The organism is Winogradskyella sp. 3972H.M.0a.05 (assembly GCF_040493455.1).
Classification (GTDB): domain Bacteria; phylum Bacteroidota; class Bacteroidia; order Flavobacteriales; family Flavobacteriaceae; genus Microcosmobacter.
Window position 1 is genome coordinate 339,095 of record NZ_JANFDA010000002.1, and the last position, 25,938, is coordinate 365,032.

At 35.8% G+C, this 25,938-nt stretch carries 28 protein-coding genes; 16 read left to right on the plus strand and 12 right to left on the minus strand.

Annotated features, from left to right (window positions below; translation table 11 throughout):
• The first annotated feature begins 32 nt into the window (after positions 1–32).
• From NCE97_RS05025 to NCE97_RS05040, 4 genes are all read left to right on the plus strand, one after another.
• Entirely contained in the window at positions 33–542 is a 510-nt protein-coding gene (locus tag NCE97_RS05025; protein ID WP_353777829.1) for a nuclear transport factor 2 family protein, read from the plus strand.
• 41 nt (positions 543–583) lie between these two features.
• Positions 584–1,315 (plus strand): head GIN domain-containing protein, encoded by a 732-nt coding sequence (locus NCE97_RS05030; RefSeq protein ID WP_353777831.1) that lies wholly within the window; start codon positions 584–586, stop codon positions 1,313–1,315.
• Between the two features lie 9 nt (positions 1,316–1,324).
• Positions 1,325–2,200, plus strand: a complete 876-nt coding sequence (locus NCE97_RS05035) for a hypothetical protein (RefSeq protein ID WP_353777833.1) — start codon at positions 1,325–1,327, stop codon at positions 2,198–2,200.
• A gap of 160 nt (positions 2,201–2,360) precedes the next feature.
• On the plus strand, positions 2,361–3,194 hold the full coding sequence (locus NCE97_RS05040; RefSeq protein WP_353777835.1) for a GIN domain-containing protein: 834 nt from the start codon (positions 2,361–2,363) through the stop codon (positions 3,192–3,194).
• On the opposite strand, the gene lysA is transcribed toward NCE97_RS05040, so the two are convergent.
• Positions 3,191–4,426 carry a diaminopimelate decarboxylase gene (gene lysA, locus NCE97_RS05045; RefSeq protein ID WP_353777837.1) on the minus strand — a complete coding sequence of 412 codons (1,236 nt, stop codon included), beginning with the start codon at positions 4,424–4,426 and terminating at the stop codon, positions 3,191–3,193. The two genes, NCE97_RS05040 and lysA, sit on opposite strands and share 4 nt — an antisense overlap.
• A 244-nt stretch (positions 4,427–4,670) precedes the next feature.
• Between lysA and NCE97_RS05050 the strand changes: the two genes are divergently transcribed.
• The 4 genes from NCE97_RS05050 to NCE97_RS05065 all read left to right on the plus strand — a co-directional run bounded on the left by NCE97_RS05050 (position 4,671) and on the right by NCE97_RS05065 (position 9,534).
• The gene (locus tag NCE97_RS05050; protein WP_353777839.1) at positions 4,671–5,327 is read left to right on the plus strand and encodes a hypothetical protein; all 657 of its coding nucleotides are present in this window, start codon (positions 4,671–4,673) and stop codon (positions 5,325–5,327) included.
• Between the two features lie 135 nt (positions 5,328–5,462).
• Complete coding sequence (locus tag NCE97_RS05055; protein WP_353777841.1) at positions 5,463–7,682, plus strand: TonB-dependent receptor; 2,220 nt, start codon at positions 5,463–5,465, stop codon at positions 7,680–7,682.
• A gap of 134 nt (positions 7,683–7,816) precedes the next feature.
• Positions 7,817–9,007, plus strand: a complete 1,191-nt coding sequence (sucC, locus tag NCE97_RS05060) for an ADP-forming succinate--CoA ligase subunit beta (RefSeq protein WP_353777842.1) — start codon at positions 7,817–7,819, stop codon at positions 9,005–9,007.
• A gap of 182 nt (positions 9,008–9,189) precedes the next feature.
• A complete protein-coding gene (locus tag NCE97_RS05065; protein ID WP_353777843.1) occupies positions 9,190–9,534 on the plus strand; it encodes a hypothetical protein in 345 nt (114 codons plus the stop codon).
• Between the two features lie 46 nt (positions 9,535–9,580).
• Here NCE97_RS05065 and NCE97_RS05070 read toward each other — a convergent pair whose 3' ends face one another.
• The gene (locus tag NCE97_RS05070) at positions 9,581–10,282 is read right to left on the minus strand and encodes a phosphoadenylyl-sulfate reductase (protein ID WP_353777845.1); all 702 of its coding nucleotides are present in this window, start codon (positions 10,280–10,282) and stop codon (positions 9,581–9,583) included.
• Between the two features lie 163 nt (positions 10,283–10,445).
• On the opposite strand from NCE97_RS05070, the gene NCE97_RS05075 reads away from it, so the two are divergent.
• Together NCE97_RS05075 and NCE97_RS05080 are read left to right on the plus strand one after the other, a co-directional pair.
• Positions 10,446–11,747, plus strand: a complete 1,302-nt coding sequence (locus tag NCE97_RS05075; protein WP_353777847.1) for a cryptochrome/photolyase family protein — start codon at positions 10,446–10,448, stop codon at positions 11,745–11,747.
• 66 nt (positions 11,748–11,813) lie between these two features.
• Entirely contained in the window at positions 11,814–12,209 is a 396-nt protein-coding gene (locus tag NCE97_RS05080; RefSeq protein ID WP_353777848.1) for a hypothetical protein, read from the plus strand.
• A gap of 113 nt (positions 12,210–12,322) precedes the next feature.
• Here NCE97_RS05080 and NCE97_RS05085 read toward each other — a convergent pair whose 3' ends face one another.
• Both NCE97_RS05085 and NCE97_RS05090 read right to left on the minus strand, forming a co-directional pair.
• The gene (locus NCE97_RS05085; protein WP_353777850.1) at positions 12,323–13,441 is read right to left on the minus strand and encodes a chorismate-binding protein; all 1,119 of its coding nucleotides are present in this window, start codon (positions 13,439–13,441) and stop codon (positions 12,323–12,325) included.
• Positions 13,442–13,445: 4 nt separating this feature from the next.
• Positions 13,446–13,871 carry a PaaI family thioesterase gene (locus tag NCE97_RS05090; RefSeq protein ID WP_353777851.1) on the minus strand — a complete coding sequence of 142 codons (426 nt, stop codon included), beginning with the start codon at positions 13,869–13,871 and terminating at the stop codon, positions 13,446–13,448.
• A gap of 54 nt (positions 13,872–13,925) precedes the next feature.
• Here NCE97_RS05090 and NCE97_RS05095 point away from each other — a divergent pair, with 54 nt between their 5' ends.
• A complete protein-coding gene (locus NCE97_RS05095) occupies positions 13,926–14,561 on the plus strand; it encodes an alpha/beta hydrolase (RefSeq protein ID WP_353777852.1) in 636 nt (211 codons plus the stop codon).
• 295 nt (positions 14,562–14,856) lie between these two features.
• Entirely contained in the window at positions 14,857–15,432 is a 576-nt protein-coding gene (locus NCE97_RS05100; protein ID WP_353777853.1) for a GNAT family N-acetyltransferase, read from the plus strand.
• Positions 15,433–15,471: 39 nt separating this feature from the next.
• Here the strand turns inward: NCE97_RS05100 and NCE97_RS05105 are convergent, their stop codons facing one another.
• The 3 genes from NCE97_RS05105 to NCE97_RS05115 form a co-directional block, all read right to left on the minus strand.
• Positions 15,472–16,215 carry an SDR family NAD(P)-dependent oxidoreductase gene (locus NCE97_RS05105; RefSeq protein ID WP_353777854.1) on the minus strand — a complete coding sequence of 248 codons (744 nt, stop codon included), beginning with the start codon at positions 16,213–16,215 and terminating at the stop codon, positions 15,472–15,474.
• Positions 16,216–16,276: 61 nt separating this feature from the next.
• Positions 16,277–16,831 (minus strand): TetR/AcrR family transcriptional regulator, encoded by a 555-nt coding sequence (locus NCE97_RS05110; RefSeq protein WP_353777856.1) that lies wholly within the window; start codon positions 16,829–16,831, stop codon positions 16,277–16,279.
• Positions 16,832–16,906: 75 nt separating this feature from the next.
• Positions 16,907–17,230, minus strand: coding sequence for a YtxH domain-containing protein (locus tag NCE97_RS05115; RefSeq protein ID WP_353777857.1), 324 nt, complete (start codon positions 17,228–17,230; stop codon positions 16,907–16,909).
• A gap of 108 nt (positions 17,231–17,338) precedes the next feature.
• Here NCE97_RS05115 and NCE97_RS05120 point away from each other — a divergent pair, with 108 nt between their 5' ends.
• The gene (locus NCE97_RS05120; protein WP_353777859.1) at positions 17,339–18,157 is read left to right on the plus strand and encodes a methyltransferase domain-containing protein; all 819 of its coding nucleotides are present in this window, start codon (positions 17,339–17,341) and stop codon (positions 18,155–18,157) included.
• A gap of 69 nt (positions 18,158–18,226) precedes the next feature.
• On the opposite strand, the gene NCE97_RS05125 is transcribed toward NCE97_RS05120, so the two are convergent.
• From NCE97_RS05125 to NCE97_RS05145, 5 genes are all read right to left on the minus strand, one after another.
• The gene (locus tag NCE97_RS05125; protein ID WP_353777861.1) at positions 18,227–18,559 is read right to left on the minus strand and encodes a TIR domain-containing protein; all 333 of its coding nucleotides are present in this window, start codon (positions 18,557–18,559) and stop codon (positions 18,227–18,229) included.
• Complete coding sequence (locus NCE97_RS05130; protein ID WP_353777862.1) at positions 18,556–19,011, minus strand: hypothetical protein; 456 nt, start codon at positions 19,009–19,011, stop codon at positions 18,556–18,558. The genes NCE97_RS05125 and NCE97_RS05130 overlap by 4 nt, the downstream gene beginning before the upstream one ends.
• Positions 19,012–19,203: 192 nt before the next feature.
• A complete protein-coding gene (locus tag NCE97_RS05135; RefSeq protein ID WP_353777863.1) occupies positions 19,204–20,169 on the minus strand; it encodes an AlbA family DNA-binding domain-containing protein in 966 nt (321 codons plus the stop codon).
• Between the two features lie 204 nt (positions 20,170–20,373).
• Positions 20,374–21,240 carry a sterol desaturase family protein gene (locus NCE97_RS05140; protein WP_353777864.1) on the minus strand — a complete coding sequence of 289 codons (867 nt, stop codon included), beginning with the start codon at positions 21,238–21,240 and terminating at the stop codon, positions 20,374–20,376.
• 94 nt (positions 21,241–21,334) lie between these two features.
• On the minus strand, positions 21,335–22,204 hold the full coding sequence (locus NCE97_RS05145; RefSeq protein ID WP_353777865.1) for an AraC family transcriptional regulator: 870 nt from the start codon (positions 22,202–22,204) through the stop codon (positions 21,335–21,337).
• 62 nt (positions 22,205–22,266) lie between these two features.
• Between NCE97_RS05145 and NCE97_RS05150 the strand changes: the two genes are divergently transcribed.
• From NCE97_RS05150 to NCE97_RS05160, 3 genes are all read left to right on the plus strand, one after another.
• Complete coding sequence (locus tag NCE97_RS05150; RefSeq protein ID WP_353778264.1) at positions 22,267–22,413, plus strand: GPW/gp25 family protein; 147 nt, start codon at positions 22,267–22,269, stop codon at positions 22,411–22,413.
• 37 nt (positions 22,414–22,450) lie between these two features.
• A complete protein-coding gene (locus NCE97_RS05155; protein ID WP_353777866.1) occupies positions 22,451–24,781 on the plus strand; it encodes a T9SS type A sorting domain-containing protein in 2,331 nt (776 codons plus the stop codon).
• Between the two features lie 208 nt (positions 24,782–24,989).
• Positions 24,990–25,850, plus strand: a complete 861-nt coding sequence (locus tag NCE97_RS05160) for an AraC family transcriptional regulator (protein WP_353777867.1) — start codon at positions 24,990–24,992, stop codon at positions 25,848–25,850.
• The last annotated feature ends 88 nt before the right edge of the window (positions 25,851–25,938 follow it).

Genomic DNA, 25,938 nt, shown 5'->3' on the forward strand with positions numbered 1-25,938 from the left:
CTATATGAATTGCTTAGCTAATACTTTTACCAATGGATAAAGTGATTAAAATAACAGTAAGCCTAATAGTAGCAATAAGCACATTTATAATGTCTGCTGAAGCTCAGGTAAGCACATATTCTGAATTATTCAGAACCTTAAAATCCAAAGACAGCTTATTGTTTGATGTAGCCTTCAATACTTGTAATACTCAAGTTCTTGAAAGTTTAATCGCTGAAGATTTAGAGTTTTATCACGATCAAGGTGGTATTACAAATTCAAAATCTAAGTTCATGGACGTAATGAAAAACGGAATTTGCAACCCAGATAATCCTACTACATCTAGAAGAGAATTAGTAGCAGGTAGTCTGGAAGTATTTCCGCTGTATGAAAACGGTAAACTCTATGGTGCGCTTCAAAATGGATCACATCGATTCTTTGAAAAGCTTGGAGATAATCCAGAAACTAAAGGCAGCATTGCTAAGTTTTCGCACCTATGGATTAAAGAAAATGGTAACTGGCTTGTAAAACGCGTAATCAGTTACGATCATAAATCGCAATAACAACAAATTAATTACACATATCAATCAAAAAAATTAGAATCATGGCAACACTAACAAAACTCATTGTATCAACCATCTTAGGATTGTTGATGATGTCCTGCAATTTCGACATGAACTTTAACCCTGGAGTAAAAGGAAATGGAATTGTAACAACAGAAACTAGATCTGTAGAAGGCGAATTCGATGTCATCAAAGTAAGTAGAGGTATCGATGTATTCCTAACACAAACAGGAGAAGACGCTATTACGGTAGAAGCTGACGAAAACCTTCATGAAATCATTATGACAGAAGTTGAAGATGGCGTATTAAGAATCTATGCAGACGAAAACATAGCACGTTCAAAAGCGCAGAAAGTAATGGTAAGCTTTGAAAATGTAAGGATGATTAAAGCTACTAGCGGAAGTGATGTCGTTGGTGATAACACAATCACAGCAGACGAGTTGACTTTAGAAACATCTAGCGGAGCAGACATGAGATTAGATATCAATGCTACAACAGTAGATTGCAGCTCATCTAGCGGAAGTGATATGCGTTTGTCTGGTAAGACAGATAAATTATATGCTGAAGCAAGTAGCGGAAGTGATATCAAAGCTGGAAACCTAGAAGCTGTTTCTACACAAGTAAAAGCCTCTAGCGGTGCAGATGTCACAGTAAATACTTCTAAAGAACTTACAGCAAAAGCTTCTAGTGGAGGTGACATTAAATACTACGGAAACCCAGAAAAAGTAAACAAATCTGATGGTGTTTCTGGAAGTATAAGAAAGAGAAACTAACAAAGAATCATGCGAAGAAGGTTATTCATAGGTCTTTTAACGTTTGTAGTCTTAATAGTAGCATTGTTTTACTTCAATGTGATATGGAGATCTCCTAGCTATTATACTCTAGAACAGGATATTGCTTTAGAAGTTCCTATTGTAGATATGAAAGCCTATATGGACACTGATTTAAAAGACCATGAAAGACCTTATATTTTTGAAGTTGAATCACCTAATAATAACGGGAAGGTCGTCGTTCTCGGTGTAGAACATCGTAGTGACAAAACGCACCCACAATTTGAAGCCATAAGACAACATTGGAAAGACAATAACCCTACAGTAGCTCTGGTTGAAGGCAGATTAGGATTTTACTTCAGTTGGTTTCAAGACCCTATTGAATCTTACGGAGAATCTGGTTTAACAGCGTCTTTAGCTAAAAAGAGTAATGTACCACTCTATTCTTGGGAACCAGAACGACACAATGAAGTTTCAGCATTAGCGAAAAAATATGATACCAAACAATTAGCAGCATTCTATGTACTGAGACCTTTTTTCGGTCATCATCCAGATTCTAGAAAAGAAAATGCAGAGGACATGTTGCAATCGCTTATAAAAGACAGGACCGATTATCCAGAAGTTGCTGGTGCCATTACATCTTGGGAAGAAATCGATGAAATTTGGAACAGCGAATTCCCAGATATAGACTGGAGAACATATAATACTGGTTATGGTTGGCCAGGTTCCTTCCATGAAATTTGGAACAGTTCCAATCTTTACAGAGATGAACACATGGTAAAGATTATTCTGGAACAAGTCGGCAAAGGAGAAACTGTCTTTATCACTATGGGAGCTAGCCATGCGCCAAGAGTAGAAAACACCTTAAAGCATCAAATAATGAAATAAAAGAGTAAAAACCAATCATTTCTAATCAATCAAAAAACAACCAACCTAGTCAATCAATCTTTATATATTGACATCTAACCAATCGTAAACCATTTCAAGCTCAATTAGAGTTTGGGATGGTTTTTGTATATATTTGTTATAATTGCTAACAAATATTACTATGCCTAAATCGTTTTTAATATTCATTTTTTGCCTTGGTACTTTGGCATTCACCAATGCTCAAAGCAAGGAAAAAATAAAGGGTAATAGAGATGTTACCATCAAACAATCCTACATCGATCCATTTGAAAAGATTGTTGTCACCAGTGACTTTTCTATAGAAATTGCATACAACGAAAAACCTTCTGTAGAAATTGAAACTGACGATAACTTGCATGATGTGATTAATTATTCTGTAGAAAATGGCGTTCTCACGTTTACGGCTTCAAAACGCATTACGACCAAGAAAAAAATGATGATCACTGTATACTATACTAATATTCTGAATAGTATAGAGCTAAAAGATGATGCAGAATTGCGTTCTCTTACATCTATGGAATTGCAGAATGCCACGTTAAGAACTTCTGGGAACTCTCGCGCTTACCTAAATATTAGAACCGCAAATTTCACATTCAATAGCTACGATAAAGCTAAATCTCGTCTCAATCTTACAGCGGATTCCACTTATGTTGAGCTAAGTGGCACTAGCAAACTAGATGCGCTCATTAATTCCAAGAGCATGAAGATGGATCTCTATCAACGATCAGATGCAGTTATAGAAGGTGACACCGAAGTATCTACATTCAGACTAGATAATTCTACAACATTCAAAGGAAAAAACTTTACTTCAGTTACTTGCGATTTGCTTGCTGAAGGTAAAAGCAGTACTACAATGACGGTTACAGAAGGTATTATCATAGATGCTTCAGGCAGTTCGCAGATTTATCTCTATGGCGAACCCAAAATAACGATAAACAAGTTTACCGATACGGCAAAGCTTCAGAAGAAAATTTAAATCAAAGCTTCGGCGTAAGCATTATCAAACAATTCAATCTCAATCTGATTTTTGAGAATATCGTCAAAAGTTTCGCGCTTTCTTATCAGGTGTGCTTTACCATTATACCATAGGATCTCAGCTGGTCGGTATCTAGAATTATAATTACTCGCCATTGTAAAGCAATAAGCACCTGCATTACTAAAAGCCAGTATATCGCCTTCACGTATTTCAGAAATACGTCTGTTATTAGCAAATGTATCCGTCTCACAAATGTAACCTACAACAGAGTAAAAGCGTGCTCTCCCTTTAGGATTAGAGATATTTCTTATGCCATGTTGAGAACCGTAAAGCATTGGTCTTATGAAGTGGTTAAATCCTGAATCGATCTGTGCAAACACTGTAGAAGTCGTTTGTTTTACTACATTAACACTAGCCAGAAACTGACCAGCTTCACTTACGAGAAACTTACCAGGTTCAAAAGCTAAAGCTAAATCCTTCCCGTACTGCTCACAGAATGTATTAAAACGTTCACTAAGCTTTTCTCCAAACTCTTCTACATTGGTTTCTATATCGCCATCCTTGTAAGGTACTTTAAACCCAGATCCAAAATCTATGAACTCCAAATTCTTAAAATTCTTAGCAGCCTCAAACAAAATTTCACTAGCATATAAGAAAACATCCACATCCAGAATATCACTTCCGGTATGCATATGAATACCATTGATGGTCATTTGAGTGTTCTCAACAATTCTTACAATATGTGGTATTTGGTGAATCGAAATCCCAAACTTACTATCGATGTGCCCAACAGAAATATTGGTGTTCCCTCCTGCCATAACATGTGGATTAATGCGTATACATACAGGAACGTCTGGATGCTTGCTTCCAAATGATTCGAGAATAGATAGATTATCGATATTGATTTGCACACCAAGCTTTGCGGCAATTTCTATCTCTTCAAACGATACACCATTTGGCGTGAAAATAATTTGCTCTGGATCAAAACCAGCCTCAAGTCCCAATTGCACCTCTTGTATAGAAACGGTATCCAATCCAGAACCAAGAGATTTCAACAATTTCAAAACAGAAATATTGGACAATGCCTTCACAGCATAATGAATACGTAATTCATTAACACTACTAAAAGCATTCGTTAAGCGTTCATACTGATTGATTATCGTATCCGCGTCATAAACATAAACCGGACTCCCAAATTCTTTTGCGATTTCTAATAAGGTATCATTTTCCATCTCCTTTAATTAACCTTTTAAACTACGATATCATTTCGAACGAGGAACGAGAGTATTAAAATTCATGGCACAAAAAGATTTAACTGAACCTAACTTTCCAGTATCCCTTAGCTCGTTCCTCTTAAGATCGAAATGACATCCACAACACTAAATTCTTCATCAAAACTATAGCTTCTACCCTTCTAAAACATATTGTTATTCAAATTTTACTAATTTTACACAAATTGTTATATAATTAACATTTATGAAAACAATCGCATCCTGTGTTGAAGACATCATCGCTTCCCAACCCTTTATTGAAGAAGCATTAAATCAGCAGATTATTAACTTTTCTGCATTGGCCAACAACTTGCAAGAGCCTATTTCTAAGATGCTTAGAAAGGATATAAAGACTGGAGCTATTATGATGGCTTTAAGACGTTATAATCAACCGTTGAATACAAACAATTCTTTGCGTCTTAAAAAAGTACTCAACAATTTGGGAGACATAACCGTAAAATCTGGACTAAGCGATTTTACATTCAAGAATTCTAAAACCCTAACCCAATGTCATACTAGAGTTTTGGAACACATCGACACTAAGGACCATATCTATTATGCGTTTACTCGAGGTATCTTTGAAAGTAATATCATTGTTTCTAGTTCTGAAAGAGAACATGTCCTCAATGAATTCAAAGATGAAGTACAAATTGGTCTCCAAGAAAACCTATCGTCAATTAGTATTAACCTACCCAAAGGAAACTCCAAGGTCGTAGGGCTTTACTATCATATATTCAAAAAGTTAGCTTGGGAAGGTGTTACACTATATGAAGTGATTTCCACCACAAATGAGTTTACAGTATTGGTAGAAGATCATATTGTCGACAAAGCGTTTTCCGTAATCAAACATCTTAAGGATTAGCCCTAAAACAAGGAATACATCTTTTAAGCCTTCAAACAAAATCACAAAAAACTTAAAGCAATGTTAATGCACTTTTGTTGCAATTAGCAGTTGACTACTTTTACGCTCTAATCAAAAAACAACCCACCAAACCCAATGAAATTCCCCGTTTCTTTATTACTATTTCTTGCTATAACGTCTAGTGTATTTGGTCAAACTATTCAAGGTAAAGTCTCTGATGATAATGGCAATGCAATTTTTGCCGCTCAGATTCTCAACCTTTCTAACAATGAGCACACACATAGCAACGAGGACGGTTCGTTTCAGATTTATAATACCAAAGTTGGCGATACCTTGGAGTTTAGTCATATAGCTTATAAAAATGCTACATACGTTATCACATCGCTTGGTGAGGAGCTCAATATTCGTTTAGAAAAGCTATCCATTTCACTAGATGAAATCGTCATAAAAGGCAAAGACAATACACTTTCGTTGATTTCGGATATTGACATTAAAATCAATCCTGTTAACTCTTCGCAAGACGTATTAAGAAAAGTTCCCGGACTTTTTATAGGCCAGCATGCTGGAGGCGGTAAAGCTGAACAGATTTTTTTACGAGGTTTTGATATTGATCATGGAACAGATATCAGTCTTACTGTAGATGGATTGCCTGTAAACATGGTATCTCATGCTCACGGACAAGGCTACTCCGATTTGCATTTTGTTATTCCTGAAACCATAGAAACGCTAGATTTTGGTAAAGGCCCTTACGATGCCGATAAAGGAAACTTTGCTACTGCCGGGTATGTTGATTTCAAAACTAAAAACCGATTGAAAAACAGTAGTATTAAAATGGAATTAGGGCAATTTGATACTCAACGCTTACTAGGTCTGTTCAATCTACTAGACAAACCCAATCAAAGTGCATATATCGCTTCAGAATATATAGCAACGGACGGACCGTTTGATAGTCCTCAGAATTTTGATCGTATCAATATTTTTGGAAAATACACAACCTCTATCAATAATAGAGATAGACTTAGCTTTATCGCATCTCACTTTACTAGTACTTGGGATGCTTCAGGTCAAATTCCAAATAGAGCTGTTGCAAGCGGTGTTATTGGTCGTTTTGGCGCCATAGATGACACCGAAGGTGGTACCACCAGTAGAACCAATGCAGCTATCAATTATAAAAAAGTCATTGACGAGACCTCTTCTTTGAACAATACGCTATTTGTTTCCGCTTATGATTTTGAATTGTATTCTAACTTCACCTTTTTTCTTGAAGACCCTATTAATGGTGATCAAATCAGACAAAAAGAAGATCGTATTATTTATGGTTTACAAAGTGATTACTCCAAATCCTATACACTAAACACTATTGAAGGTGAATTGAATGCTGGTATTGCATTGCGAAACGATAGAGTTAACGACAATGAATTGTCGCGTTCGCTAAACCGTCAAGAGACTTTGGAAGGCATCCAATTTGGTGATGTCAATGAAACTAACTTTAGCGCTTATGTAAGTTCTAAAATCAATATCAATAAGTGGACATTAACTCCAGCATTACGAATCGATTATTTTAACTTCAAATACAACGATCAATTACAAACTACGTATAGCACAGAGTCCACTACCAAAACAATCGTAAGCCCAAAACTAAATATCGCTTACAATCCAACGGATAATTTGCAAGTGTATGTAAAGACAGGTAAAGGATTCCATTCCAACGATACAAGAGTAGCGACTACTCAAAATGATCTTAACACCATACCAGCAGCTTATGGTTTTGACGTTGGTTACATCTGGAAACCAACACCAAAAATGCTATTAAACATGGCGTATTGGTATTTGTATTTAGAACAAGAGTTTGTATATGTAGGTGATGCTGGTATTGTTGAGCCCAGTGGCAAAACGAGACGACAAGGTGTAGAACTTAGCTGCAGATATCAACCTATACCTTCTCTATTTTGGAACTTTGATATCAATTACACACTTGCTAGAGCTATTGACGAACCAGACGGTGAAGACTATATTCCATTAGCGCCAGACTTAACGCTTGCAAGTGGCATTAACTTTAAGCACGACTCCGGATTTTATAGCAGTGCTAATGTTCGTTATATTAAAGATCGCCCTGCAAATGAAGACAATTCAATTGTTGCTGAAGGCTATATTGTAGTAGACTTGAATGCTGGTTATAGATTAGAACAGTTTGACTTTGGCATTCAAGTTCAGAATTTATTTGATACCGAATGGAACGAAACTCAATTTGCAACAGAATCTAGATTGCAAAATGAAGCAGATTCAGTAGAAGAAATACATTTCACACCAGGTACGCCTTTCTTTATTAAAGGGTCTGTTCAATATAACTTTTAGCGGTTCAAAAATTTGATTTTACCATAAGCTTTCACGCATTGGGTTAACAAATTATGAACACTCCAAATAATCACTTTCAAAATATTGGTTAAACCATAAAGGTTAATTATTTTTGCGGTGCAAAATTTCAAACAATGAATTTACACGAATATCAAGGAAAAGAATTATTAAGCAGTTTTGGCGTACGCATTCAGCGTGGTATTGTAGCTCAAACCGCAGACGAAGCAGTAGCTGCTGCAAAACAATTAACTGAAGAAACTGGTACTGGATGGCATGTTATTAAAGCACAAGTTCATGCTGGTGGACGTGGTAAAGGTGGTGGTGTAAAACTTGCCAAAAATTTAGATGAAGTAAAAACTTTAGCTGACCAGATTATTGGTATGGATCTAGTAACACCTCAAACATCTGCCGAAGGTAAGCGTGTACATCAAGTTTTAATTGCAGAAGATGTTTACTATCCAGGAGAAAATGAGCCAGATGAGTATTATATGTCAGTATTATTGAATCGTTCAAACGGTCGTAATATGATCATGTACTCTACAGAAGGGGGTATGGATATCGAAACTGTTGCAGAAGAAACACCACATTTAATATTTACTGAAGAAATTGATCCTGCATTGGGCCTATTACCATTTCAGGCACGTCGTGTAGCGTTTAACCTAGGATTATCTGGTGTAGCGTTCAAAGAGATGACAAAATTTGTGTCTGCGTTATACAGAGCTTATGTAGAATCTGATGCTTCTTTGTTTGAAATCAATCCAGTTTTAAAAACTAGTGATAATAAAATCATGGCAGTAGACTCTAAAGTAACTTTAGACGACAATGCTTTGTTTAGACATAAAGACTTAGCAGAACTAAGAGATAAAAGAGAAGAAAATCCTATTGAAGTTGAAGCTGGTGAGCAAGGGCTTAACTATGTAGACCTAGATGGAAATGTAGGTTGTATGGTAAATGGTGCTGGATTAGCAATGGCTACTATGGATTTAATTAAGCAAGCTGGTGGTGAGCCTGCAAACTTCCTAGATGTTGGAGGTACTGCGGATGCTGCACGTGTAGAAGCTGCTTTCAAGATTATCTTAAAAGACCCTAACGTAAAAGCAATTTTAATCAACATATTTGGAGGTATTGTTCGTTGCGATCGTGTTGCACAAGGTGTAATCGATGCTTACAAAAACATGGGTAACATCAACGTACCTATCATTGTTCGTTTGCAAGGAACTAATGCTGATATTGCTAAAGAGTTGATTGATAATTCTGGACTAGATGTACTTAGTGCAACAGAATTCCAAGAAGCTGCAGATAAGGTACAAGCCGTACTATCTTAAAGACAATATTCAATTATATACATAGGAAAGCTCTTCAAATTTGAAGAGCTTTTTTAGTTTATGCCACTGTTAACTTACTTCTAACCAACGTTAATAAATGTTAATACTGTAACAAAAAGCGTAACATTCCATTTTTTGCGGCGTCTATATAGTAACAATCATTCATCAAAAACGGACAAATTATGAAAACCTTTAAACTAGCGTTGCTTTTAGTAGCCTTTGCATTTAGCTTAGGTGCATCAGCAACCACGACGCCAAAAAAGAAGAAAAAGAAAAAAGCTCAAACTATTGAAAGATCTATTGGGAGACTATTAGAAAACCCAAAATTCAACTTGAAGAGAGACATTGACACTAGTGTATATTTAATCGTTAATAGTGATAATGAATTAGTAGTATTGAATGTTGAATCAGATGACTACGAAGTAGAAACTTGGGTAAAGCTTCGCTTAAACTACAAGAAATTAGACTTCGATTTTGCAAAGAAAAATAAACCTCTTAGACTTCCTTTGAGGATGGTTTCAAGGTAGCATGAAAGATGAAACGATTAAAGCCTGTCGAAGAGACAGGCTTTTTTTATAGATGCAATCCACACTCTGTTTTAGGATTGTTATTCCAACGACCTGTTCTATCCTCTCCCGGAATCGTACAATGACTACAACCAATAGAATGATACCCTTTGGCTACCAAAGGATGAAAAGGGAGCTTATGCTCAGCGATATAAGCATCGCGTTGGGCTTTTGTAATATCTAGTAGTGGATAAAATTTGAGTATCTCGCCACGCATTTCAAAAATATCTAGAGTCGCTCTATGATCGCTCTGCCATTTCATTAAACCAGAAGCCCAAACACTATATTCATTTTTTATAGTATCTAAAGGTTTAACCTTATTAATGGAGCAACAGAAATCTGGGTTTTTAGTCCAGGTTTTATCTCTAGTGGTAAACTCATGCTCTTCCTTAAGAGCTCTAATCGACTTCACATTAAGACCATACAAATCTGTAAGCTCTTTGAGATAATCTAGAGTTTCAGGAAAGTGATAACCAGTATCAATAAAAAATACCTCTTGTTTGTTATTCACCTCAGCAAAAAGCTTCAAGAAGAAAGCAGATGTCGCTGCGAAAGAGCTTGTCAACATCACCTCTTTCACATCAAAATCTTTGTAGAGTTCAGCAATTCGCTCTCTAGCCGATAATGGCTTATACTTCTTGTTGAGCAATTTTATGTCCTCTTCAGAATATAAAATCGCCTTCTTTTTCTTTGGCGTGACTTCAAACATAGTGCTAGGTTGTAATGAGCATATACTAACGCAAATTAGATACCAATTATTAGGAAAAAAAGTTAAAGTGTTCTTTTTAAGAATTCAATACTTTAATAGGTGCTTTTTTACCAAATTCGCAAAATCAAAGCCGTATCTTTGCAGAATTAAAGTGACAAGTTACATGACAAAACCTACTGTAAACATTTTTTGGTTCAGAAGAGACCTCCGATTAGATGATAATTCTGGATTTTATCATGCCTTAAAATCCAAGACACCTACCCTACCAATTTTTATTTTTGATAAAAACATCTTGGACAAATTACCAAAAGATGATGCCAGAGTAACGTTTATTCATGAATCTTTAACTCAAATCAATAAGACATTAAAAACACATAAATCAGGCATTCGTTGTTTTTATAGCACTCCTTCGGAAGTCTTCAAAGAGCTCATTAAAAATCACACTGTTAAAACCGTATTTACCAACAGAGATTACGAGCCTTATGCTACCGAACGAGACCAGGGTATAGAAACGCTACTGAATGCTCATGATATAGATTTCAAAACTTATAAGGATCATGTTATTTTTGAGAGGGATGAGATTGTAAAAGATGATGGGACACCTTACAAAGTCTATACACCTTATTCCAGAAAGTGGCTAGCCGAATTCTCTAAAAAAGGCCTAGAAGTTTTTCAATCTGAATTGCATTTAGATAACCTATATAAGCACAATACTGAAATCCCGAGTTTAACGACTTTAGGGTTTGAATCTTCTAGCATAAAAATCACACCCTTTGAAGTCAATTCCAAGTTGATTGATGCCTATGAAGCTACACGAAACTTTCCTGCTTTAGACAATACATCCCGATTAGGACCACACTTGCGATTTGGAACCGCTAGCACAAGGCAGATGGTAATGATGGCTAGTCAACGATCCAACAATACCTTTTTAAAAGAACTCATTTGGCGCGAATTCTTCATACAAATCCTTTGGCATTTTCCGCATACAGTAGATAAAGCCTTTAAGCCTCAGTACGACCGTATCGAATGGCGCAATGCTCCAGAAGACTTTGAACGCTGGTGCAAAGGCGAAACAGGTTTTCCTCTTGTAGATGCTGGCATGCGTCAACTTAACGAGACAGGTTTTATGCACAATAGAGTGCGAATGCTAGTTGGTAGTTTTTTGTGCAAGCACTTACTCATCGATTGGCGATTGGGCGAAGCCTATTTTGCAGAGAAGCTTCACGACTACGACATGGCTAGTAATGTTGGTAATTGGCAATGGGTCGCAGGTTGTGGCGTCGATGCTGCTCCATATTTTAGAATTTTCAATCCGACGACTCAGATACAAAAGTTTGATAAGGACTTAGCCTATATCAAAAAATGGGTTCCAGAGTTTCAGGAGCTTACTTATCCTAGAGAAATGGTAGATCACAAGTTTGCTAGGGAACGCTGCTTAAAAGTCTATAAAACAGCTTTGGATTAATTCTAACATTTCCTTAATACCAGATTGTTTCTAATTTGAGTACATTTAAATCTAACACGAAAGCAAATGAAAACCTTATTCCTAAGCATTACACTATCACTTTTTACGATCAGTTTATGGTCTCAGGACAATCAAAAAATTTCGACCTTAGAATTTGTCCAAGTATTAGAAGATAATACAGAAGAAACCTTGTTTTATTATCACAATAATTGGGAGCAACTGCGAAAATCAGCAATTAAAAATGGTTACATCGACTCCTATGAATTGATGCTGGTTTTTGATACAGAATCAGACTATCAAATCATTCTAAAAACAACTTACAAGAACCAAACTCAATACGATAAGCGCGAAACACATTTTCAAAAACTTATCGAGAATCATGGCGCTTTAAAACTATTGAACGATAAGAAACCAAAGGAATTCCGGAAAACATTATTTGGAAGTGAGGTGAAGCATTTATAAAACCAAAGTTATATTTAATTTTTGTCACCTCGAGCGCAGTCGAGAGGTAATTAAACGTAGCTTTAACCATAAGGTCTCGACTACGCTCGACCTGACAGCCTTAGCATCTCTAACTACAGAACCGCGGTCATCGTCTCCGCTTTTCTAACCGTCTCTTCCCATTCGTTTTGCGGAATCGAATCTTTAGTAATGCCACCACCAACATAGATTAATGCCTTGTCATCTTTTAGCTGCATGCAGCGTAAGTTTACAAACATGTTTGAAACTTTCTTCACGGCTCTATACGCATTGTTCTCTACATTTCTTCGGTTAGCATTTCGGGATTGCGAGGCTTTCAAATTCAACTCACCAAGAAAGCCTGTATAGTAATCTCGGTCATAACCTTCATGCTCTTTAATGAATTGTATCGCTGCATTTTTTGGCAATCCAGACACGGCTGGTGTAGGATGCAAAGCCTTTATTACGTCATATAGATTAAAGTCACCAGGTCTGTAACTGGCAGTAATATCGGTTCTTAGATGGAGTAAGCTCCCAGCTTTTACTGTCTTGGGTTCAGACATCCTTAAATTGCTATTGGACTTCAACTTATCTACAATAAAATCAGTAACGATTTGCTGTTCTTCTTGCTCTTTAAGATTCCACTCTACATCCATAGTACCTTTATACGCCTGAGTTCCTGCTAAGGCCATAGTTTGCAAACGAAGTCCTTCCACCTTCATCAAAGTTTCTGGTGTTGCGCCAAGCCATAAGCCTACTCTTGGGTGAAACCAGCAATACACAAAAGCATCTTGGTATTTGGTCAATAGTCTTTTAAAGAGTTCTAAAGGATTTGTTTCAGGAATTGGTGCTTCAGCACAACGCGATAATACTACCTTTTTAAACTGTTCTTGATGAATCGCTTCTATACCTTTTTCAATCAAATCTATATGAGCTGCATTACTTTCAGTAATTGCTACGCTCGAATCTTCAGTACTAGCTTCAAATGCCGCAGCTTCAACTTCAAGAGTTAAAACCTTAGCATGTTCCAAAGGAATGAGTACTGAACTATTGTCTTCAAGATTAAAAGGTGAAAACACAAAACCCGATTCTGAAAAATCCTTGGTTTCATAAAGAGTATCGTCAGATTGCAAATATGCTTTTACAACATTGTCTTGTGGCTTACGATACACCACAAAAGGCAATTGCTCGGAAAATTGTTGTTGTATGGATTCAAAAAAAGATGCTTCGGACATTAGGTTACTTTGTCTTAGGTAAAGAAATCGTAGTAAGCTTACAAAGCGAAATCAGGTTATCGTTATCGTCCGTGATGCGAATGTTCAATAACTGTGTAGTTCTACCTTTGTGTGCAAACTTCGCGGTAGCATAAACATAGCCTTCCCTAACACTCTTCAGATGATTGGCAGATATTTCTATACCACGCACAAAAACTTCATCTCTATTTATCAATAATTCTGCTGCAAAACTTCCCGTAGTCTCTGCCAAAGCTACTGTGGCACCACCATGCAATACACCATCTGGTTGGTATACACGCTTGTTCACTGGCATACGACCCACTACAAAATCATCACCAAAATCGATCATTTCGATCTCCAAGGTTTCCATCAATGTGTTTTTGGTAATGGCGTTGGCACGCTTTAGTATCTCTTCTTTAGACAATTGCATAGAATACTGTATTTTTAATGTCGAAATGTAAAAGTACTGAAAGCAATCGAAATTATGAATGCTACCGAAAAGGAAATCAACTATAACACCACCAACTCCTACTCTACTTTAAATACGCTGACAGATAAGACCAAAACCGTTTGGTTTGTGTGTCATGGCATGGGCTACTTGAGCCGTTATTTTTTGAAGTATTTTAAGGGTTTGAATCCTGAAGAAAACTATATCATCGCTCCTCAGGCTCCGAGTAAATATTACATTCCGCCAAAGTCTCATGTTGGTGCCAATTGGCTCACCAGAGATAATACGGAACAAGGCACAGGAAACATCATGAATTATTTTGATGCCATTTTTGAAGCAGAGCAAATTCCGGATGATGTAAACCTTATTGTTTTTGGCTATTCGCAAGGAGTTTCCGTAGCGATGCGCTATGTGGTAAGGCGACAATTGCAATGCAACCAATTAGTGATTCATTCGGGAGGGATTCCAAAAGAATTAACTGCGGAAGATTTTAAGTTTTTGAATACGAAAATCTCGTTGGTGTATGGCATTGAAGATGAATACTTGAATGACGAGCGCATGCAGTATGAAACCAATCGCGTTCATGAATTGTTTGGAGACAATATTACCGTGTTACCTTTTGAAGGCAAACACGAAGTGAATGTAGAGTTTATAAATACTTTAGTGGAATAATGTTGTCATCCTGAACTTGATTCAGGATCTCATTATCTTGGATTCCACATGAGCACTGAGTGGAGTCGGAGTGCCTACAGAGTGATACTCAGTTTATATTTAGCAACACTTCGACTCCGCTCAGTGTCCAACAATAAGTGTCCAAAAAGAATGCTAATAGTCATCCAAGAATCAGTAACTTTGTAGTATGCTTGGATTTATCATTTGGATCATAATTTCTATACTCTTTGCACTAGCTGCTGAGTATTATGACAATAAGGAAATGTATAAAGATGATTAGTTCTTTTTTAACCTCATGAAAGTACCAACCTTAGAAAACGAATACGTAAAACTAACCTTACTCGATCTCAGCAATTATGAGCATTTGATTCCTATTGCGCAGCAAGAGAATCTCATCCAGTATTCACCAAGCAAAATAGATACACCTGAAGATTTAAAAGCCTATGTACAAACGGCTGTCGATGGGTATTATCACAAAACTACGATTCCGTTTATCATCTATGATAAGACAAAAGAAGCCTATGCTGGTAGCTCGAGATTTGGGCTGATCAACTGGAAAAACAAAGTTCTACATATTGGCTGGACCTGGATTGGTAAAGAGTTTCAAGGCAGTGGCATCAACAAACACATGAAGTTTTTGATGCTGCAATATGCGTTTGAAACCTTAGACTTTGATAAGGTTGAATTCCGAATTGATGAGCGCAATGGTCGCTCACGTAAAGCTGTCGAAAAGATTGGTGGCACACTTGAAGGCATACTACGAAAAGATACCTTAATGCAAGATGGCTTCAAACGTTCTACCTGTTGCTATGGCATTTTGAAAGAAGAGTGGCCAAATATCAAAGCGACAATCTTTTCAAGCTTTAAATAAGCAACCCAATAGCTAATCAGGTTGCTTAAATAATATCTTCTAATTTCTACCAGCTATCACGCCACCATCAGTATCCCAAATGGCTCCTGTAACCCAAGACGCCTGATCCGAAAGCAAAAACGTGATGCTATTTGCGACATCATCTGGTGTACCATTTCGTCCTATTGGGTGAAAATTATGAAAGCCTTCTAAAGCTTCTTCCGCTGCAGCTTCATTTCCAAATACGCTATGATATACAGGTGTATTCACCACAGCAGGCGATACTGCATTCACACGAATGTTATACTCAGCCAATTCCATCGCTAAATGTTGTGTTAGTGAATGTAATCCTGCTTTCTGCATGGAGTATGCGGACGATGGTGTTGCTTTCACAGCTTGCTTTGCCCACATCGAACCAACATTAACAATGGAACCGCCTTTCGCTGTCATCTTCTTAGCAACAGCTTGCGTTAAGAAGAAGAACCCTCTGTTTAAATCCAAATACGAATTATAGTCTGCTTCTGTATGGTCTAAAAAGGACTTTGGTCCAAAAATACCTGAAGCATTGACTAAATAATCAATAGACTCTAGATTGGATAAGGTACTGATTAAAGCATCCAAATCTTGCTTATTGGTAATGTCCGCATTATGCTTTACCAAATTGTCATGGTCTTGAACCTTTCCAGTATTACGACCTACAATGTGTACTGTAGCACCTTCGTCTAATAGTTGCTTGGTTGTTGCCCAACCAATTCCGCTTGTCCCTCCTACGATTAAAGCGGTTTTGTTTTTAAAATCTCTCATCTTGTTGTGTATTAAAATTAAATATAGACAGACAAGTCTGTCTTTTTATGTTTAAAATTTTTTAAACTATGATTTTACTCGCAATAGATCTTGCTTCAGTAATTGGCCATTCTTGTTGGTGTAAGTAACTCTCGGCTACAGCACCTTCATATAGTACGTATAATTGTCTGGCTATTGCTTTGGTGTTGTCAATCTCTAAATTGTCCTCTACAAAGCTTTCTATCAACTGAATAAAATTTTCTTTTTGCTTTTGAATCTCTATGCGTATCGTTGCCTTATCCTTTGGAATTTCTGAAGCAGTCCGTATACACCAACAGCCATTGAAATCACTGTCTTTAAAAAAGGCTTTCAGAAAATCGAAGATACCTAAAACCCGACCACTACCCTTCCGTTTTGCGTTACAAAACTCAGCAATATCATTTAGGAACGTATCATTCTTGTATTGTAGATACGCTAGGCAAACCTCTTCTTTAGATTTGAAATGGTTGTATAGCGTCGCCTTCGCAATGCCAGCTTCTGCAATGATCTCATTAATACCAGTAAGGTTGTAACCGTTCTTGTAGAATAGTTGCGATGCCGTTTTAACGATATGATCTTTTATTTCTGAATGTTTCACATTGCAAATATAAAAGATAATTTTAAAAACAGACAAGTCTGTCTGTTTTTATATTGAATTTAACAATCCAAAAATCTACGCAGGATGTTGTAGGGTCTTATTCTTTTCTTTTAAAATCGCCAATTGCTTTTCTAAAAAGGTAATGGCTTTCTCTGCTTTATAGCTTGCTTTAGATTTAAATTCGCTAAATTCTTCTTTGAATTTTTCTTTACCAGAACTCGCTGCTTTAGACACATCCTCTTTGACTTCGGTAAAGTCGCTTACTAACTTATCTTTAACAGCGACACCTTCTTTCTTAAGTTTTTTTCTTGTTTCGCTGCCTTTATCTGGGGCTAGCAACACACCTGCTGCTGCGCCTATTAATGCGCCTAAAACCAAAGCGCCTTTATACTGAATCATCTCATTTTATGTTTAAGTTCAACTTCTCTAAATAATAGGTAGCAAAAGCCTGCACTTTGTTACACATAGAAAGATATTTCATACCTTAGAAACTTATAACTAACCTCCATGTCACAACAAGAATCTAATGCCTATATCTTAGGTACCGAAACTGCCGAACTCCATCGATTGGGCTTACAACACCAAGTATGGTCTAGCGAAGCGATTAAAGGTTGGGAACTGGCTGGGTTTACCGCTGGACAAACCCTATTGGATTTGGGCTGCGGTCCTGGATTCTGCACTACGGAATTAGCCTATATCGTCGGGCAACATGGCAAAGTGATTGGTGTCGATAAATCGGAATACTATATTGACTTTCTCAACAGGGTTACGGAACAGTTTAGTTTGAATATCGAAACGCAATGTTGTGATTTTGATGACATGCAATTAGCCAACAATAGCCTCGATGGCGTCTATGATCGTTGGGCTTTGGCATGGATCCCAAACCCAAAAGATGTGTTGACCAAACTCCATAAAGCTTTAAAGGTTGGTGGTACTGTGGTCACCCAAGAATACTTTGATTGGTCCACACTACAAACCGAACCGCGTATCCCAGCTTTAGATAAAGCCATTGCAGCAGCTTTGCAAAGTTTTAGAGAGCAGAATGGCAATATCGATGTTGGGCGCAACTTACCCATCTATTTTGAAGACTGTGGTTACGAAGTTATTGGCACACGACCATTGACCAAAATGGCAACACCACAAGAGTTTACATGGCATTGGCCAAAAAGCTTTTTTCATATTTACTTTCCTAAGTTGGTGGATGCTGGTTATCTCACCCATCAAGAGGTTGACGAGGCTTTAGCGGCTTTTGCAGACTTAGAACAAATGCAAGGAGCAACCATTTTTACACCAGCAATGCGTGAGGTGATTGCGAGGAAAAAATAAAGTCTTGAAAATTCTGATTTCCAAGAGGTATGCTTAACGGCTGGCGCAAACGTAAGTGAGCGCGTAGCCTTACTTGTCGTTTTGCACTTTGTTATGCACAGATTTTATTATTCTTTTCATATTTTTTGGATTAGCAAAGTGAATAGGTAAAGACAATTCTTGTGCTAATAGAATTTCTTTTTTTACCCATTTTGATTCAAAGACCTTTTTCGAACTTAACAAAAGTAAAATATCACTACTCTCAATTTCTTTTTTTATTCGACTTTGCGGATTAGAATCGTTATTGTGCAATTTGTCTATAAATAAGACTAAATTATTTAGATGGTTTAAACTATTTATATCCCTTAATAAAGATTCTTTTATTTCACCATCCCTCATTGTATAACTAATAAAAATTTTCATATCCATTCCATTTTGTATACAATAAAGAGAGTCAAGTCTCCCAATAACAAGATGTAATAGAGCAACATTGAATAATTAAATATTGAACGGTAAATTCTCTTATCATTGTTTCTTTCAATTTCAAGCACATAACCTATTGGAGTTATAATTGTATCATTTAGATTTCTGTTTCGTATTTCATTTAGCTTGCCATTGATTATTCCTCTTAACCTTTCTTGATAGAAATAACTAGAAGCATCAAGTCCCCAGAAAAATAAGGGGATAAAAAATCCAGCTACAAAAAACGAAAGATCTAAAGAGTTGTCGTTGAACTTTGCCAATAATGTACAGGTAGCAATTAGAAGTGTAACGCATATCTTTTTGATGTTCGAGCAATTTCTACTAAACTCAATTGTTGCAGCATGAAGTTGGTCAATTACTTTCCAATCTATTTGGTCTTTAATTTCTGACATTTCATTTTGTTTTATTTATGTATAATGCTCAAATAAAAAACGTTTTAATGTTTGTTTATCGAACGTTAAACGAAGTTAGGTTTTATTCAATAGCTTACTAAATTGAGTATAAGATATAAGATATTATTAACAAAGATGATTGCGAAGAAGCTTGAGAGAACTAAATAATCTATAAATCGTTTGTAATATTTTCTACAACCTTTCAAATTCGATATCTATATCTTCAATTTTAATTTTTCCAGATAATGGTTCGGAGTTATCTGCGTAAACAACCCAATTTATTTCTCTATCGTAGTAATCTCTATAATAATGGTGTAAAAATGGTAAATCATTATCAATGCGTAAAGTTCTTGTTGGAAGAATAGGCTCATATCTAAACGGTCCGTATTTTTCTTTATGATAAGGGTAATTGCCTTCTATTCCCATAAAATCACGGACTTTATTATCCAATAGGAACTCTGCATTCTTTTCTCTGTCTCCGTATTCAAAATTATCAAGTAATATTACTTCAGGAATCTTGATAACACAATTTATATAATTTGCATATACCTTTCCAATATTTTTTGCATAAACTTTTAATATGTAATCTGTTGTTATCATATCATTTTTGGGACCAACTCCTGGTATATTTAAGCCTTCATTCATATTTTGTGAACGTATAAGAATTTTAAATAAAAGATCTATTTTCGGTGTTTTTATTCTATTGATCACATCTCGAATTTCATAATCGTGCATTGGAATAGAATTGAAATTGTGCCTCTTGTAATACTTTTTGTCTAAAGCCTGATGAGCAGTAGTACTTTGCGGAATTTCTATGAGATAGACTACTTTACTATTTTCTTCATCAATCATAATAGGATGAATTATTACGCCTTCAATTTTCGGTCTTATACTATCCTGAATTTTTTGTTCTAACCATTCTCTATCAACAACATTTCTGTCAATAGGATCTATGCGTTCAGGCAAATGTTCTTGTTCAATAATTCCATAGATTAATGTGCCTCCATTAGCATTCGCAAAAGCAGAAACATCTTTGGAAATCTCATTCATTTTTTTTTGATTACCTCTATCTAAAGACTGAGAGGATTTATATTCAAGATTCAAACTTTCTTCCTTCTTGTCACTTATTAATTTCTCTAAATATTGTTGATTATACATTCATCAATTTTTTCAAGTTTCATTTAATGATTGATTAAAAAAACCTTCAATTATTATTCATCTAATTTACAACTAAATTAACTTTTAAAACTTCCTTATTAACCTCATAACATCCTAACTTATAAACAATTATCAATAAAAAAACACCCAAGCCAGATCTTTCAATCTTAAACTTAGGTGTGGTCTTCCTTATAAACACAAAACTTATGGAAGGATATCTTTGGTTTTTGGTTTCCAGCCGGGTGGTTTTACCAAATAGCCCCAAGCGTCTTTAAAGCTTTTGGCTTTTCGTAAATCCTTAAAAATATTGACGTATTCTATAAAATGTACCTTAATAGGATTGATGGTATTGATTTGCTTTGTGAGTCCATAGGTTGGTCTGTGTTGCTCTTCTTGGAAGGTCCCAAACATACGATCCCATATACAGAATATGGCGCCATAGTTTTTATCGAGATAAATGCGATCCGAGCCATGATGCACACGATGCTGTGATGGCGTTACAAATATCTTTTCAAACCAGCCGAGCTTGCCAATGATTTCGGTATGTAACCAAAACTGATAGGTCAGCATCAACAAAATAGACAATAGCACCACATAAGGATGAAAGCCAACCAAAACTGCTGGGATGTAAAATATCCATGCGATAAACGAGTCTATAAAAGGTACTCTTAGTGCTGTGGTATAGTTGAAAATAGGGGAACTATGATGTATGCTATGGTAGCTCCAAAAGATTCGTATTTTGTGCTCAGCGACATGGCCTAAGTAATACAAAAAATCTACGAAAATAATACAACCTATAGTCGTCCATATATTCACAGGGATGTCCCAAGGAATGAACTTTGCCAAAAAATAGAATCCCGTTGCAAAGCCTACAACGCTTAACTTCTCTACGAGTTGCGCCACGATAAATACCGAGAAGCTTGCCCACATCTCACCAAGGCGCCACTTATTGATTTTCTTCTTATACAATTCATAACAAAACTCCACAATGGCCAATCCGATTGAAAATGTAAATATGATTAACACTACCAATCCTATATTGTCTTCCATGTTTTGAATTAATTCTTCCATACGATTTTGTAAAACTCATTAATGCCCAGAATAATTTCTAGATGTTAGCAAAGTAATAGGATATGGAACTATGCTGTGTGTCCGTTTTGGACAATTATCGTACAGGAATGTAAATCTCGGTGATTAACTCGTCTTCGGGTAAGTTTTCGTGGTGGTTTGGATAAAACTCCAAGGTTGGAAGGTCAACTAGTTCTAGAGCGACATCTAAAATCCAAAAGGCATAAATGGATTTATAAAATTCAACGCCTTTTTCGAAAGTGCCTTTGTACATAAACTTGGCATACTTCTGTCGTTTATGGCTTCTGGTTCTGAAAAAGCCTTCAGGTTTAAAGGTCAGTGGTTGTTCTAATATCAATGCCAGATTGTACCGAAAATTGAGCGTGTCGCTGATTTCGTTATCGTCCAAAAATTCAGTCATAAATATAGATTCTTTGGAAACAAGTTGCTTTGTAATACCATAAGTTGCCAAGCTTTCCATTGCTTTATTCACAGCTGCTTCATCTTCATAGTCGCCTCGATATTCTAAAAAGAGGTATTCAAAATCTGGTAAATATTCTATTTCATATTGAAGCGTTTCGCGTTCAGTATCATCATCTGGCAACATGGATTGTTGCAATGTTTCTCGGATGGCTTCATTGTTATTCCGAAATGCTGAAGGCGATACTTTATACTTATTCTTGAAGGCCTTACTGAATGCTGCTCGGTCTTCAAAACCTACATCATAGGCAATATCTGAAACGTCTGCATAGGTATACTTTAGATACTGTGCCGCTTTCTCCAAACGAAGGCGTTTTATGTATTTCCCAATGGTTTCATTGTGAATGGCTTCAAAAATCCTGTTGATGTTGCGATAGGAATAATGGCAGATGGCTTCAACCTTCTCAATGTTGATGTCCTCCTTGAAGTTTTCATCAATGTATGACAACAGTTTCTTGTAACGCTCTAACTGGGTTTTGTTTTTCATAGCCTCTTAATCACATTAGGCAGAGATAAAGTCTTTTCAAAATAAATGATTAATCCCATCATATACAACAGTCTATTTGCATTATACTGTCTACAAGAAAAGGTGAACGACTGATGCGACCCGACTTTGGGTATAGCTTAACGTTTTTATCCCAGAAAACAACTCCGCAAGATTGGAAAGGTGTTTGTCTTGAGGTTTATCTTTCATAGCGATTAAAATATCTATATATTCGCTACAAAAAAGAACATGAAAAACAACATTACTCTCCTTTTTATATTATTCTCATTCTCTGTATTTGCTCAATGCCCTCCCCTTGCTGATTTTTACTCACAAGATGACATTGATTCATTCATAAATGATTACCCAAACTGTACTGAAATTATTGGTAATCTTAGAATAGGTGGTTCTAGTAATAATGATATATTAAATGTTGATGGTTTAAACAATATTACTTCGGTAGTAGGGAATATTAACCTCCGAAATCTTCAAGAATCAGTGGACTTAAGTGGGCTTAATAATCTTATTACAGTAAGTGGTAATTTTGAATTTGAATTCAATTCCGGTTCAAGTTTAACTGGTTTTAATAATTTACAAACTATTGGAGGAGATCTTGAATTTCTAGTAAACCATGCAACCACAATAGGTGGTTTTCCGAATCTAACCTCTGTGTCTGGTGGGTTGTTTTTTGATCAAAATAATAGTCAAAGTATTACAGGTTTTGAAAATTTGCTATCTGTTGGTGGTGATTTTTTGATGGACAGAAATGAATATTTATTAGATGCCAGTGGATTCACTAGCCTAGTATCCATAGGTGAAAATTTTATATTAACTGATAATGAGGAAGTAATTTCCATAAATGGATTTAATAATCTAGGAACAATAACAGGAGACTTTCGGATAATAGACAACCCTCAATTAAACTCAATCCCTGCATTAGATCAATTGACATCTATAGGATCAAATTTAATAGTTAATAATACTGCTCTAGGTCAAATCAATATTTTTAATACAGTTGGAACATTAGGTGGTAATATTAATATTATAAATAACTCTAGTTTAACACAAATTGATGGCATAAATTTAATTAGTCAGTTAAATGGTGAATTGCTCATAGATAACAATACTTCGTTGCTTAGTATATCTGGCTTTAACCAATTAGAATCAATAGGCTTGGATCTTTATATTTTTAGAAATAGTAGTTTAAATGATATCACTGGCTTCAACTCATTGGAAGTTATTGGAGAAGATCTATATATGGGTTTGAATTCTATTAATACTTTTGATGGATTTGATAATCTACAAGAAATTCAAGGAAGCTTCTTCATCACTGAAAATAGCGGTACCAGTGCTTTGGTCGGTTTTAATCAACTTAGTCAAATAAATGGTTCATTCAATATTTCTTTTAGTAGTTTCAGTGATTTAACAGGTTTTGAAAGTTTATTGGAAGTAGGAAGTCATTTTTCAATAACCAATAGCTCAATGCAATCTTTATCTGGGTTTGAGAATTTAGCAAGTGTTGGAAGTACTATGTGGATTTTTGATAATCAAAACATTACCCTTTTTGATGAATTTAATAACTTAGTTACAATAGGAGGTTCATTAATTATTCAAGACAATATGCAATTAGTAGAAACCAGTGGATTTAATCAATTAGTTTCTGTTGGTAATGAATTGAGATTCGACACAAATGATAGCTTGCTTAATGTCAGTGGTTTTCAAGGATTAGAATGGGTAGATAAAACTGTCTTTTTCACACACAATGACGCATTATTTGAAATAAGTGGATTCAATAGTTTAACTACAATAAACCAAAATGATGGAAATTCTGGAGTCTTTTTCACAAATAGTGCTAGTTTAGAAATTGTAAGCGGGTTTAATAATCTAGTTAACCTTGAGTCCAATTTGGTTTTTGCTATTTGTCTAAGTCTAATCGACGTGTCTGGTTTTAACAATTTAGAATCAGTAACAGGTGGTTTTCAGTTTTCCGGTACAGGACTGGTGAATTTTGAGGATTTTAGCAGTATGAGTTCAACAGGTGGTTTTTTGGTGATTAATTATAATGATGATCTTGTTAATCTAAATGGATTAGAAAATATTACTTCTACAGTAAGTGATTTGAGAATTTCTGATAATCCGCTATTGGTTAATATTGATGGCATTGCTAATCTTGATATCGCACAATCTCTAGTTATTCAATATAATGATCTTTTGAGCACTTGCAATGTAGAATCAGTATGTGCACACTTCGAAGGCAATGGCGGTGGGTTTATTGAGACTAATAATGTGGGGTGTAATAGCACTGCTGAGACTTTAGATGCCTGTTCGAGCTTATCCATTAATGATGAAGAATTAGAATCGTTCACTATACATCCGAACCCAACTGAAAGCTCTATTAATATTGAAAGTCAATATTCTCATGACTATAGAATAAAGGTACTCGACATTTCTGGAAGAGTTGTATTAGATGAAACTGTAAATAAGACAGAAATAGATTTGTCGAGTTTAATCAATGGCCTATATATAGTTACCATCCAAGATGGTTCTAAACGTTATTCAGTAAAAGTTATAAAACAATAACTTCGACAGTATTTGTAATCAACTAGAAGAAGTATACTCACAGTTTAAAAAATCTACTTTATCCTTATGGAGTCAGCCTTCTAAGGTTTTCGCATCCAAAAAACTTATATTTTTTTTACCATAAATTATACATCAAAAAACAACTCCGCAAGATTGGAAAAGTGTTTATCTTGGGTGTGGTTTAGATTTGCTACAAACTAATTAATGCATGACAAACGGAGACGATAATAAAACGTTTTACTTAGAGAAGCTCAACTTAGTTAAGGAGTACATTAACAATCATCTGGATGAGAAAATTTCTATAGAGACCTTAGCAGAGTTATCGTGTTTTTCGCCGTATCATTTTCATCGTATCAGTCGTGCATTACTCAATGAGCCCATTGGCTCGTACATTAATCGTATTCGGCTAGAGACTGCTTCAAAATTGATGTTGTACGGCAAACAATCCATGGAACAAATTGCCTACAGTGTTGGTTTTGATAGACCTTCGTCGTTATCTAAGGCTTTCAAAAAGCAGTATGGCATCTCTCCTACCGAATTCAAAAATGGCAAATCGTATTTAAAAAAACCACATGACATGGAAACGACAACACTCAACATTAAAAAACCGAAACTTGTTCACGTAGAAGACAAAAACTGTATTTATACAAGCCTTAATGGTGCCTACCAAACTCTAGACTATGCTGGCGCCTGGGGAAAGCTTTGGCAAGAAGTAAAAGCTCAGAAACTATTTACTGCTGGTATAGAACATGTAGGACAATCTTTTGATGATCCTGCGGTTACTGATGCCGAGAAAATAAGATATGATGCCTGCTTGGTGATTCATAAGGATGCTAAACCCAATGGTGATATTGGTGTAAAAACTCTTAAAGGTGGCAAGTTTATGATGTTTCACTATACAGGATCTTACAGCAAGTTTGCTGAAGTGTATGATTACATTTTTAATACCTGGCTTCTTAACAGTGATTACAAGTTAAGGGATGAAGCGCCTCGGGAAGTGTATAGAAACAATCCAGAACGTACAGAGGAATCTAAATTGAAAACTGAGATTTGGGTTCCTGTTGAATAATATACTAAATCATCATAGCTATGAAGGAATTGCAAGAGCAGTTCCTTTTTTTATTCAAAAATTTGATTATTAGTGTTTTACAGTTTTT